This window comes from Marinobacter nauticus ATCC 49840 (assembly GCF_000284615.1).
GTDB classification, from domain to species: Bacteria; Pseudomonadota; Gammaproteobacteria; order Pseudomonadales; family Oleiphilaceae; genus Marinobacter; species Marinobacter nauticus.
Window position 1 is genome coordinate 3,420,141 of the sequence record NC_017067.1, and the last position, 12,836, is coordinate 3,432,976.

At 59.7% G+C, this 12,836-nt stretch carries 8 protein-coding genes; 4 read left to right on the plus strand and 4 right to left on the minus strand.

The window, feature by feature from the left end; translation table 11 throughout:
- The first annotated feature begins 17 nt into the window (after positions 1-17).
- Positions 18-1,589, plus strand: coding sequence for a cation:proton antiporter domain-containing protein (locus MARHY_RS15900; RefSeq protein ID WP_014422720.1), 1,572 nt, complete (start codon positions 18-20; stop codon positions 1,587-1,589).
- Here MARHY_RS15900 and senA read toward each other — a convergent pair.
- The 3 genes from senA to MARHY_RS15915 form a co-directional block, all read right to left on the minus strand.
- Complete coding sequence (gene senA, locus MARHY_RS15905; RefSeq protein WP_014422721.1) at positions 1,559-2,893, minus strand: selenoneine synthase SenA; 1,335 nt, start codon at positions 2,891-2,893, stop codon at positions 1,559-1,561. The genes MARHY_RS15900 and senA overlap by 31 nt on opposite strands.
- 295 nt (positions 2,894-3,188) lie before the next feature.
- Entirely contained in the window at positions 3,189-6,299 is a 3,111-nt protein-coding gene (locus tag MARHY_RS15910) for an efflux RND transporter permease subunit (RefSeq protein ID WP_014422723.1), read from the minus strand.
- Positions 6,299-7,474 (minus strand): efflux RND transporter periplasmic adaptor subunit, encoded by a 1,176-nt coding sequence (locus MARHY_RS15915; RefSeq protein ID WP_014422724.1) that lies wholly within the window; start codon positions 7,472-7,474, stop codon positions 6,299-6,301. The genes MARHY_RS15910 and MARHY_RS15915 overlap by 1 nt, the downstream gene beginning before the upstream one ends.
- 220 nt (positions 7,475-7,694) lie before the next feature.
- On the opposite strand from MARHY_RS15915, the gene MARHY_RS15920 reads away from it, so the two are divergent.
- Positions 7,695-8,303 (plus strand): TetR family transcriptional regulator, encoded by a 609-nt coding sequence (locus tag MARHY_RS15920; RefSeq protein WP_014422725.1) that lies wholly within the window; start codon positions 7,695-7,697, stop codon positions 8,301-8,303.
- Between the two features lie 7 nt (positions 8,304-8,310).
- Here the strand turns inward: MARHY_RS15920 and MARHY_RS15925 are convergent, their stop codons facing one another.
- A complete protein-coding gene (locus tag MARHY_RS15925; RefSeq protein WP_014422726.1) occupies positions 8,311-10,128 on the minus strand; it encodes an SLC13 family permease in 1,818 nt (605 codons plus the stop codon).
- 261 nt (positions 10,129-10,389) lie between these two features.
- Here MARHY_RS15925 and MARHY_RS15930 point away from each other — a divergent pair, with 261 nt between their 5' ends.
- The gene (locus MARHY_RS15930) at positions 10,390-11,772 is read left to right on the plus strand and encodes a sigma-54 dependent transcriptional regulator (RefSeq protein ID WP_014422727.1); all 1,383 of its coding nucleotides are present in this window, start codon (positions 10,390-10,392) and stop codon (positions 11,770-11,772) included.
- Entirely contained in the window at positions 11,769-12,830 is a 1,062-nt protein-coding gene (locus tag MARHY_RS15935) for a transporter (protein ID WP_014422728.1), read from the plus strand. The genes MARHY_RS15930 and MARHY_RS15935 overlap by 4 nt, the downstream gene beginning before the upstream one ends.
- The last annotated feature ends 6 nt before the right edge of the window (positions 12,831-12,836 follow it).

Consider the following 12,836-nt stretch of genomic DNA (forward strand, 5'->3'; position numbering starts at 1 on the left):
CGTCAGAAGATTCGCCCATGCCTGAAGCCATCTGGATAAGTTTTGCCTTTGTTATCGGCCTTCTCGTCAAGGGAATCGGTTTGCCTCCGCTGGTTGGCTATCTGGCCGCCGGCTTTGTGCTCAGCGGCCTCAGCGCGACTACCAGCATCACCGCAGAGCCCACCGATGTACTGGCCCACATTGCTCATCTTGGCGTTTTGCTGCTCTTGTTTACAGTCGGCCTGAAGCTGAAGCTACGCTCCATTGTCAGCCCGGAAGTCATCGGCGGCAGTCTGCTCCACTTCGCGATTACCTGTGTGGTGTTTGCCCCCGGCCTCTACCTGCTTTTTGACCTGGACTGGACAACGGCCCTGATGCTGGCGATCGCCCTGTCCTTTTCCAGCACCGTACTGGCCGCCAAGGTACTGGAAAGCAAACGGGAACTCAGAGCCTTCCACGGCCGGGTCGCTATTGGCATATTGATTATGCAGGATCTGATTGCACTGGTGGTGATGAGTCTCGCGGCCGGCAAAACACCCTCAGAATGGGCCGTCATTGTATTCGGCCTTCCGTTGCTCCGGCCGCTGCTCTACAGGCTGCTGGATGCCAGCGGGCACGACGAACTGCTGGTACTGCTCGGGCTTCTGCTGGCCCTGGTGGTTGGTGGCCTTGGGTTTGAGGCCGTGGGTCTGAGCTCGGAATTGGGTGCATTGGTGTTCGGTGCCATGCTGGCCAACCATCCCCGTTCCCAGGAACTGGCCAAGTCCCTTTGGAGCGTGAAAGAAATCTTCCTGGTTGGTTTTTTCCTGCAGATCGGCATTGACGGCCTGCCAGACCAGCAAGCTCTGATCTTTGCGGCAGTAGCAGCCTTGCTCTTGCCACTCAAAGGCATCCTGTTCTACTTCCTGCTGCTGGCTTTCCGCCTGCGGGCTCGCAGTAGCTTCCTCACCTCACTGTCACTCACAAACTACAGTGAATTCGGGCTCATTGTCGCCAGTGTTGCCCTGCCAGAATGGCTGGTTCCGCTGGCGATATCGGTTTCCCTGTCGTTTGTATTTTCGGCGCCGCTCAACCGGTTTTCTCACAGTATTTACGAGCATGTTGCCCACAAGCTGGTTCGTTTCGAGAGTCAGAAACGTCATCCTGATGAGCAACCTATCTCGCTGGGTACTACACAGGTTCTGGTGATGGGCATGGGGCGAACAGGCACAGCGGCTTACGATTGGCTTGCACCCCATGAAACGCGAATCATGGGGATCGACTCAGACCCTGCCAAAACCGAGAAACACCAGAAAGATGGGCGCAATGTCGTCTTTGCAGACGCCGAAGACACCACCTTTTGGGAAGGTCTGCACATGCCGGAACTCAACTCGGTGGTGCTGGCAATGAGTGACATCGAAGGCAAGCTTATCGCCGCGCGGATGCTGCGCAAGCTCGGCTTCGAGGGCTATATCGTGGCGCACACCATGTATGCCGATGAAGCCGTAAAAATTCGCGAAGCCGGCGCCAATGATGCCTACCTCACGATGAGTGAGACCGGTGTGGCCCTGGCAAGTCACCTTATGGACAAATCAGGAATTCAGGCGGCGCAGGTGCGGAACCCGGTGTAAACATCACTGCGAAACGGCAGATACGCCTGCCGGTAGGTGCCACGGATCAGGTTGGATGAGGTGGCACAGCTGCCGCCCTTGGTGACTTTGTGCGTGGCAAACTGCAGGGTCGACATGAATGGGTACATATCTACCTTGAAGCCGTCATAGGGCAGGAACTCGTTGCTGGTCCATTCCCACACCGAGCCAACCATCTGCCGGCAGCCAAACGGGCTATCGCCGGCCGGGTAATCCGACACCGGGTTACGAGCCATGGTCCGGGCATTCATATCCGCCCGCACAGCATCCGGTGACTCATTACCCCACGGAAAACGCCGAAAAGGGCTACCGGGTTTATTGCCCAGCGCCGCCACTTCCCATTCATACTCGGTCGGCAACCGCCGCCCGGCCCAGGTACAGAAGGCTTCCGCCTCCCAGTAGCTGACATGGGTAACCGGAGCGTCTGGCTGCAACGGCAGCCAGCGGTCGAACACCCGTACCTGCCACTGTTCGTCATGCCACCGCCAATACTGCGGATGTCTGGACAGCCGCATCATTGGCTCGCCAACCCCATGGACCAGGCTGACGTCCTGCTCCGATTCCAGCCACTTGCGGCCGCCAAACGACCAGAGTTCGGGACGCCTGTAACCATCATCGTCTACAAACGCCTGGAATTCTCCGTTGCTCACCAGCGTGCGACTGATGGCAAACGCCGGCAGCTCTACCTCAAAACGGGGCTTCTCGGCATCAAAGGCAAAGTCTTCGGTCGCGTACTGTTGCGACTCACCGGGCATGCCAATAACCCAGCGACCGGCCGGGATCTGCACATCACCGCTGATCGACTCGCCCGGAGCAGGCCGATCACCTTTGTAATCCAAAGGCGCCGGATAGCCGACTGTCTGCCGACACCAGATGAGCGACTCGATGTGCATGTTCTGGTGATAAATGGCGTAGCGGTAGAGATACAGCTCCTGGTCGCTCAGCTCCCCACCCTTGATGCGTTCGGCAACCCGGTCGTAGATGGTGTTGAAATACTTGAGAGTTTCCTCCCTGCCCGGAAACAGATCCCGACTCCAGCGATCTTTGTGATCGACATGGAATGAATCCCAAAGGTCATCCATGGAGGGATCGTAGCTCGGTGTTCCGTCCAACAGGTTGAAGACAAAGACCTCGTAGAAAAACGCTGAGTGGCCCATTTCCCAAAGTGGCGGATTCACCCCCGGATGATACGGGACCTCGAGCTTGTCTTCCGGTAACGACACAATCAGGCTCTCGGTGCGGACGCGAGCCTGTTCCAGTTCATCCAGAAGCTCTTTTTTGTTCATGGTTAGACCTTATCTCTCTCAGCCTGAAACCTCGGTGCAGGAGCAAGTTCCGAGAGGCTTTCCAAAAAGCGCTCCTGCCGGCACATCCATGTGTCGCTTATGTTCCGCCATCCATGGCTCCACAAATTTTTGGAAAGCCTCTCGGAACTTGCTCTTCATACGCCTTAGATAGACGAGAGTATCAAACAAAAAACCGCCGCCGGTAGTCACCGACGACGGTTATCTCTTTATGACGACGATAGCCTGCCCCGATTCAGCTCACTCGCAAGTGGCAAGCAGGGCGCAAAAACTGCGATCAGGCGGCTTTGCGTTTGCGCCGCCAGTCCGCCAGGTCTTCGATCAGCTTGTAGAACAAGGGCACGAAGAACAGGGCCAGGGTACTGGCCACCAGCATGCCGCCAACCACCACGGTACCGATTTCCTGCCGGCTCACGGCACCCGCGCCGGTACTGAATGCCAGCGGCAAAGAACCCACGATGAACGTCAGCGCGGTCATCATGATCGCCCGGAAGCGCTGGCGGGCTGCGGTGCTGGCCGCCTCAAACGAGCTCATGCCCGTTTGCCGGTTCTGGGCGGCGAACTCAACGATCAGAATCGCGTTTTTCGCCGCCAGGCCAATCAGCACCAGCAACCCTACCTGGAAGTAGATGTCGTTGGGGAAGCCACGCAACAGCGAGGCCAGTGCTGCCCCGAATACCCCGAAGGGTACCGCGGTAGCCACTGCCACCGGCAGACCCCAGCGCTCGTATTGGGCGGCGAGGATCAGAAACACCAGTAGCAGCCCCATGCCAAAGGCGAGCGTGCCGGAGTCCGCAGAGTCCTGCAGCTGATAGGCTTCACCGGTCCAACCCAGCAACGTGTTTCGGTCAAACTGCTGATTGGCAACTTCCTGCAGCGCGGTCAGGGCTTCGCCCGTGGTGTGGCCCGGCGTCGGGTCCGCAAGCAGTTTGGCCGCGGGGTAGACGTTAAAGCGGTTCAGGATGTCCGGTCCGCTCACCCGCTCCAGCTCCACGAGTGAGCTCAGGGGAATCATCTCCCCATAGGAGGAACGCACAAACACCTTGCGCAGGTCATCCGGGTGGCTTCGGAATTCGCCTTCAGACTGCAGTGTCACCTGCCAGTTCCGCCCCTGCAGGGTAAAGTCGTTCACATACAGGCCGCCAAACGTACTCTGCATGGTGGTGAATATCTGATCAACCGGCACACCTGCCGCCTGGGCTTTTTCCCGGTCAACAATCGCCTGATAGCGGGGAATGCCGGTATCCAGGGTCACCCGGACGTTGGTCAGTTCCGGGCGCTGGTTGGCAGCCTGAGTGAACCGGTCCGCCATCGCCTTGATCTCGGCTGGTGTGCGGCCACCACGGGCCTGGATGTAACCTTCCACACCGCCGGTGGTCGACAGCCCCTGGATCGGTGGCGGGGTAAAGGCAATGACAAAGGCTTCGGGCATACCAAACCCGATACCCATAATCTTGTTGGCAATGTCGGCCGCGCCCTGGCCTTCGCCTTCTCGCTCAGCCCAGTCCTCCAGCGTTACGAACGCGACACCGCTGTTGGTGCGCAAGGCACTGGAAATAATGTCAAAACCGGCAAAGGCGACAACGTCTTTCACCTCAGGCAGCTGCAGCATGTTCTGCGCCAGCTCGTCCCGGGTGCCTTCGGTGCGGCTGAGGGAAGAGGTAGCCGGTAATGAATAAGCCGTCAGCACAAAGCCCTGGTCCTCCTGGGGGACCAGCCCGGACGGCATCTTGTTGAGCAGGAAAACGGTGCCACCGATCATGGCTGCGAACAGCAGTACGCCGATCACGGCGTGGCGCAGTAGCCAGTCCACAACCGCCGAAAAACCGTTGGTGACCTTGTCGAAACCGGCATCGAACCAGCGGAATACGGTGAGCTGTTTGCCTTCATGGCCGAGCAACAGGGCGCACATGGCAGGCGTCAGCGTCAGGGCGACGACACCGGAGATCACCACAGATACCGCAATGGTGATAGCAAACTGCCGATAGAGTTCACCACTGAGCCCACCCAGGAACGCAACCGGTGCAAACACCGCCACCAGCACCAGCGTGGACGCCACCACGGCCCCGGATACCTGGCTAACCGTCGTCACGGCGGCATTGTAAGGCGACATGCCCTCTTCCTTGATCAGCCGTTCTGCGTTTTCCATGATGATAATGGCGTTATCCACCACCACACCGATGGCCAGTATCAAGCCAAACAGGGTCAGCAGGTTGACCGAGAACCCCATGGCCTGCATGCCGGCAAAGGTGCCCACCAGGGACACCGGAATGGCGATCAACGGAATCAGCGTGGCGTTGAAATGCTGCAGGAACAGGAAGGTCACCACAACCACCAGCAGCACCGCCACGATGAAGGTGGAGATCACCTCCTGAATGGAGATATCAATGAAGCGGGTGGTGTCGTAGGGTACATTGTATTCGAGGCCTTCCGGGAAACGGTCGGCAATTTCCTTCATGGCTTCGTTCACCGCTTCCGCAGCATCCAGCGCATTGGCGCCCGGCTGCAGATACACACCCATCGGCACCGTGGCTCCGCCGTTATAGATGGCGGCGAAATCATAGTTCTGTGCGCCCAGCTCTATCCGTGCCACATCTTTCAGGCGCAACGACGCGCCCTGATCATCACTGCGAAGAATCACTTCGCCAAATTCTTCCGGGCTGGTGAGCCGGCCCGGAGCGGACACGCTGAAGGTGAACGCCTGGCCTTCCGGCGCCGGCTCTGCCCCTATCCGGCCAGCGGCAAACTGGGCATTCTGGGCCCGCAACGCTCCGGCCACATCCGCCGGCGTCAGCTCGAACTGGGCCAGTTTGTCCGGGCGCAGCCAGATACGCATGGAGTAATCCTGGGCACCAAACAGCGAGGCGTCCCCGATGCCGGGCAGGCGCACCAGCTCATCCAGCACGTTCAGCAGCGCGTAGTTGGAAATCTCCACCACATCCATGGAGTTGTCCGGTGAGGACAGGGTAATCACCTGCAGGATTGAGGTGGAACGGGATTCCACCTTCAGACCCTGGTCCCGGACGGTCTGAGGCAACCGGGCCAAAGCCTGCTGCACACGGTTGTTGACGTTGATCGTAGCCTGGTCCGGATCGGTGCCGATTTCAAACGACACCGTCACTCGAAAACTGCCGGAGTCAGTGGCACTGGATTCCATGTAGATCATGTCGTCCACGCCGTTGATTTCCTGCTCAAGCGGCGCCACCACCGAATCGGAAATCACATCGGCACTGGCTCCCGGGAAGCGGCCGTCCACCACCACCTGAGGCGGCACCACGTTGGGGTACTGTTCTACCGGCAAACCCAGCAGGGCCAGCGCTCCACCAAGGGTAATGATGATCGAGATAACCGAGGCGAAGATCGGCCGGTCGATGAATGTTCGCAGCATCAGTTGGCCTCCTCCGGGCTATCCGGATTGGTGACGTTAACGGCGGCGCCATCACGGAGGTTCACCAGACCACTGACAATATAACGATCGCCCGCATCCAGGCCGCTCAGGAGGATCTGCCGGCCATCACTCACCGGCCCAAGCTCCACCTCCCGGATCCGGGCTTTGCTGTCGTCATCAACCACATAGACCACAGGGCCATTCTGCCCCTGGGTTACCGCCCTCTCAGGCACGGTTATCACATCGTCAAAACTCTGCAGTTCCACCCGCACCCGGACAAACTGCCCCGGTACAATCACTTGCTCCGGATTCGGGAACACAGCTCGGGCGGACACCGTGCCGGTGCGGGGGTCGAGGGTGGAAGCGGTAAAGTCGATGCGTCCATCCAGGTCGTATTCGCTGCCGTCCGCCAGAACCAGGCGCGCCGAGACATTCTGTTCCTGATCTGCCCGTACCATGCCCTCACGGGCAGCACGGCGAATGTTGGCGTCGTTTTCCGGAAGCGCAAAGCGAACGTGAACGGGGTCGAGCTGAACAATGGTGGTCAGCAGGGTGCCGGTATCGATCAGGCTACCCTCCGGAAAATCCTCCAGACTGGTCACGCCGCTGATTGGCGCCGTGACATCGGTGTAGCCGAGATCCAGTTCAGCCTGGGCCACGCCGGCATTGGCCACCGCCAGGTTGGCCCGGGCCAGTTCCAGTGCAGACTGGGCTGAATCCCGCTCCCGTTCACTGACGGCGTTACGCTCAAACAAGGAGGAAATACGTTTCCATTCCCGCTCCGCTTGCTGAACATCCGCCTCGGCAACCTGGCGCTGGGCCCGGGCTCTCTGCAGTGCCGCCGCTGCAGGCTTGCGATCTATGCGGAACAAGGCATCACCTTCCCGCACCATCTGCCCTTCTTCGTATAGCCGCTGTTCCAGAATGCCACTGATGCGAGCCCGGACTTCCACCTCCCGGGCACCCCGGGCACGGCCGGCGTAATCCTGCCTCACCGTGACATCGGCCAGCGTCGCCTGTTGCACCACAACCGCCGCCGGAGGCATGCCGCCCGCGCCGGCCTGCTGGCCCTCACCATCCTGACCGCTGCACCCCGTTAGCATCAGCAGTGTCGACAAACCAGCAAAAAGCAGTCCCTTGCGGGCGTTAGGGCGATGAGACATTTCAACGGGCATGGCGCGCTCTCCTGAACACCGAAACAGATCGTGTCATCAATTATGTAAATGTGTCCGGGCCAGCCAGCCCGGAGTGGCAATCGGTAAGATCAGGCAAGATACATTCATCCATGTATGTATGTAAACTGTCTTCGGGTATACTTACGTAGTTCCCGCAAGCGGTTCATACCCTGACGGGCCGGGACAAAGCCGGCGCAACACACCACCGGAAGACTTCATCATGGCGAGAAAGACAAAAGCCGAGGCGGAAGCCACCCGCGAATCCCTGCTCGATGCCGCCGAGAGCATGTTCATGGAGAAAGGCGTTGCCCGGGCATCGCTGGAAGAAATTGCCCGTACCGCCGGTGTAACCCGGGGCGCGGTCTACTGGCACTTCCGCAACAAGCAGGACATCCTGGATGCCATGCTGGAGCGGGTTCGCGCGCCCCTCGGCGAAATGCTCGATGAAGCCGCCATCAGCCAGGACAGCCTGACCAACCTGAAGCATCTCTGCGTTATCGCTCTCAGCAAGCTGGCCGAAGACGAACAGTACTTCCGGGTGTACTACATCCTCTTCCACCGCAACGAATCTGATCAGGCGCTGAACAAACACCGGGAGCTTGCGGAAGAGGGAATTGCCTTTGTGACCGACATTTTCCGCAGTCCTGAAAACGCGAAAAAACTGCGTCCGGGCCTGAGCCCGGAACTGGCGGGCTATCTGGTGCATACCCAGATGCTGGGACTATTTTTCGACTGGCTGGCCAAACCTGAGCGCCTTCCGCTGGCCGAGGTTGCACCGATACTGGTGGAAACCGTTTTCAGTGGTCTGCTGGGTGAGCCGGAAGCCTGAGCTCCAGTCAGCCCCATACCCAGAGAATAACCGGCACCGCCGTGGCGGTGACCACCACAGACAGTGGCAAACCCAGGCGCCAATAATCGCCGAACCGGTAACCCGCGGGTTCCATGACCAGCGCATTGGATTGATGCCCTATCGGGGTCAGAAACGCGCAGGATGCGCCAATGGCGACGGCCATCAGCGTTGCGTCCGAAGACAGCCCCAATTGACCAGCAACGCCCAGGGCAATAGGTGCGACCAGAATGGCCGCCGCGGCATTGTTCACCACATTGGATAACAACATGGTGCCAATCAGAATAATCGACAGCACCAGCCAGGGCGCCTGTCCCTCACCGATGGCCAGAATCTGACGGGCGATAAGATCGGCGCCGCCGGTGGTCTCCAGGGCCTGCCCCACCGGAATCATCGCCGCAAGCAATACCACCACCGACCAGTCGATGGCCTTGTAGGCATCACTGGCTTCCAGCAGTCCGGCCAGCACCATGGCGACCGCACACGCCACCAGCGCAACGGGAGGCGTCACCCAGCCGGCGACAATAACGAGGATGGCAACGGCAAACAGCCCACCGGCCAGTCCGAGGCGTTTCTCCCGGCCAAACGCCAGCCCCCGCTCAGCCAGTGGCAGACAGCCCAGCGTCCTCAGATTAGCCGGAAGCGTCTCCTCGAAGCCCTGCACCAGCAGGATATCACCGGAACGAAAACGGATATCCGCCAGCCGCTGTTTGAGACGGTGGCCCTGCCGGGCGACGGCCACGACGTTGACACTGTAGCGCTCCCGAAGATTCAGACGGTTTGCGGTACGGCCGACCAGCTGTGAACCGGGAGTCACAACCGCCTCGATCAAGCGGGCATCGCCAGCAACCAGCTCATCCTCCGCCTGTTGCCGACGCCCTTTGCCCCCGGTGCCATCCTTCTCTACTTCCTCGTTCGGCGCGCCCGAAGCCAACGTCAGACCGGTGATCTCCAGAAACTCGCCCAGACTTTCAGTATCGGCTTCCACCAGCAGGACATCATTTTCACGCAGAATGGTAAAGGTTGAGGGTGCCGGCGTTGTTTTGTCATCGCGGATCAACGACAAGACCACCAGATTGTTCTGGCTGTCTCCGGCCGTCAGCAGGTTGTGCAGGGTGCTACCGGCATAGTCAGAACCTTCGGTCAGTTTCAGCTCCGTCAGGTAATCGCCCACGCTGAACAGTTTCTCGCCGGCGGCCGGGTCCTCCCGTTTCGGTGTCAGGCGCCAGCCGATCAATCCAATAAAGACGATACCCGCCAGGGTAATTGCCAGCCCCACGGGCGCAAAGTCAAATAGCCCGAAGGTGCCCGCCTCTCGATAGCTGGCGATGATGATGTTAGGCGGGGTACCGATCAGCGTAATGGTGCCGCCCAGTAGCGACCCGAACGCCAGAGGCATGAGCAACAGTGAAGGCGACCGCCCGGCTTCCCGGGACATCCAGATGGCGACCGGCATCAGAAGCGCCAGTGCCCCCACATTGTTGATAAATGCCGAACACACGGCCACCACGAGGGTCAGGGTCAGCACCTGAAGCACGGCATTGTTCCCTGCCCGGGCCAGCAGCCGCGCCACCTCGTCTACCACACCACCGTTAACCAGCCCCTGACTGATAACCAGCACCGCCGCCACCGTAATCACGGCCGGGTGCCCGAAACCGGCGAATACACTGTCAACCGGCACCAGTCCCGCAATGGCAACCGCCAGCAGCGCCAGCATGGCGACAACATCAAACCGCAACCGGTTCCAGATAAACGCTGCCAGGGTGACAAGCAGAACGGCAAATACAATCCATTGATCCGCTACCATGCCCCTCGACTCCCTCCATAACCGTCAATAAGTTTTACAGATCGAGCCCGCGCCAGCTCGGGAACCATTAGCAAGCATCTGTATTAACGGGATTACCCGATTCTGGTGCAAAACCTGCTATCGATCAGCTGAGACATTACCTGCTTGGAAGCCCAGGCAGGTCACAGGGTCGTGGTCGACTATAGCAGTTCCCGCAGCAGTCCCCTCTCGTTTTCGAATACAGCGTTGTCGGTTGTTCAGTCCCTTTGCCGGAGCAAAGCTATGGAACAGAAACGACCGCTTGTCTGGTTGTCGGCGGCCCCTGATGCTGAAAACACACAGCTGCCCAACCTTCCTGGCTGGCAGATGACCGTCATCAATAGTCAGCATGCCCCCGTGCTCCCAATGCCCGACTACCTGGGCAAACCCGTTGGGGTCTGTGTTCTCGCCGACCAGGACCCACCCACCCTGGAAAACACCAAAGGCTGGCTGGAAATGCTACCGGTAACCACCTGGTTGGCGGTGGTCGGGCGACAGCAACTGAACAACGCGATGGTGTGCCGCCTGATCCGCGACTACTGCCAGGATTACCACACTCTTCCACTGGATCATCAACGACTGATCAATAGCCTTGGCCATATGTGGGGCATGCACGCCCTGAGCGCGAACCTGACTGGCCCGGAACTGCTCAGTTACCAGGACTATGTACTGGATGGTCCGTCACCGGCTATTCGTCAGGCCCGCAGCCTGTTGCGACGCTTTGCCGCAACTCAGGAACCCGTCATCGTCTACGGGGAAAACGGCACCGGCAAGGAGGCAGCAGCCCGGTTTATCCATGAACACTCGCCGCGCCACCATGGCCCCATAGCGGTCATCAACTGCGCCGCGCTACCCGAGCCCCTGACCCAGAGCGAACTGTTCGGCCATGAGCGCGGTGCCTTCACGCACGCACTGAAATCCAGAAAAGGCCGTATCGAAGCCGCCAACGGCGGCTCCCTGGTGCTATTGGGTGCCGATGAGCTTGGCCTTATGCAGCAATCTGCCATCCTGCGTTTTCTTGAGGAAGGCACGATCGAACCCGTGGGCTCGAACCATGCCGTGCAGGTGGATGTGCGGGTAATCGCCACCTGCAATTCCCAGCTCGACCAGAAAGTCGCCCAGGGCAGTTTCAGAAGCGACGTTTTCTACCGGCTTGGTAACCTCACGGTGCCCCTGCCACCACTCAGTGAACGTCTGGAAGACCTTCCGTATCTGGCCCGCCGGGCCCTGGGCGCATCTGAGGGAGAACACTACCGGCTTGGTAACGCCACTTTGCTGGCCATGGCCGCACATTCCTGGCCGGGCAATCTGCGGGAACTGCAGAACCGGCTCCGGCAGGCCGTTCTGCTTGCCCGGCAATTAAACATCCAGCCCGAAGACCTGGGGCTGCCTCCGGCCACATTACCCACACACATCGACCAGTTCAGCCTGGAGGCCTACCGGGCCCGGGCCGACCAGGAAGCCATCGCGACCAGTCTCGCCCTGACGCATCACAACGTCTCGGCTGCGGCGAGGCTACTGAATATTTCCCGAGTGTCGTTTTACCGACTGCTGGAAAAACACCAGCTGCAACCACCGTCGAACCACGGCCTTCCCAAGAAACGCGATCATGGAGATCTGTCATGAAACGTCTGGCCCTGTTCAGCTTCAGCCTATGCCTTACTCCGCTTGCCCTGGCCGAACCGCCTGCTCCGGATGAACGCACCGCCGGCACCACCGAGCAGCGGGAAGCGGCGGCCCAGGACAGCGCAACCACGATTGCCTCCATTACCGCAGACCGGGGTATCGTCACCCGGCCCGGGCGATTTACCATCGAGCCATCGTTTTCCCACGCCCACAGCAACGCAACCCGCGTGGCGGTTGAGGGGTACACAGTCATTCCGGCTCTGTTGGTGGGCTTGATCAACATCTCCGAGATCCAGCGCGATATTTTCGTCAGCGCGTTATCCCTGAAATACGGTTTCACCAGCCGGCTGGAAGGCAGCCTGCGATTGCCCTACCTGAGCATTCGGGAAGACCTTCGGGAACGGGAAGTGTTTCAGGGAACGCCGGTCGATACCGTGCGGGAATCGTCCGGTGATGGCATCGGTGATGCCGAGTTATCGATACGTTACCAGCTCAACGATGGCCTCGATGGCTGGCCTTATCTGATCGGTACTTTCCGGGCCCGGGCGCCCACCGGCGAAGGCCCCTACGATGTCGACCAGCGAATCATTACCGACAGCAGCGGCAACCCCATCGGGGTAGAGCTGGCCAACCGCCCCACCGGTTCAGGCTTCTGGGCGGTGGAACCGGGACTTTCCTTTATCTACCCGAGCGACCCGGCGGTTCTGTTCGGAAACCTGAGTTACGCCTGGACCATCAAGGAAGAGCAGGGCTTTGAAAACGGGGGCACCGTCGACCCCGGTGACGTGGTGCGATTCGGCTTTGGTATGGGCTTTGCGTTTAACGAACGCACTTCGTTCAGCCTGGGCTACGATCATTCGGTCATTCGCAAAACCACCTTTGAACATGGCAACGATCTTTTCTCATCGAACTTTGACCGGATTCAGGTGGGGTCACTGTCCTTTGGGCTGTCGCACCGGTTATCGCCCTCGACCACCATGAGCCTGACGGTGGCAGTGGGAGTCACCGACAGCGCACCGAACAGCGAGATCACCCTCAAGCTGCCGATTAATCTCTGAGGCTGA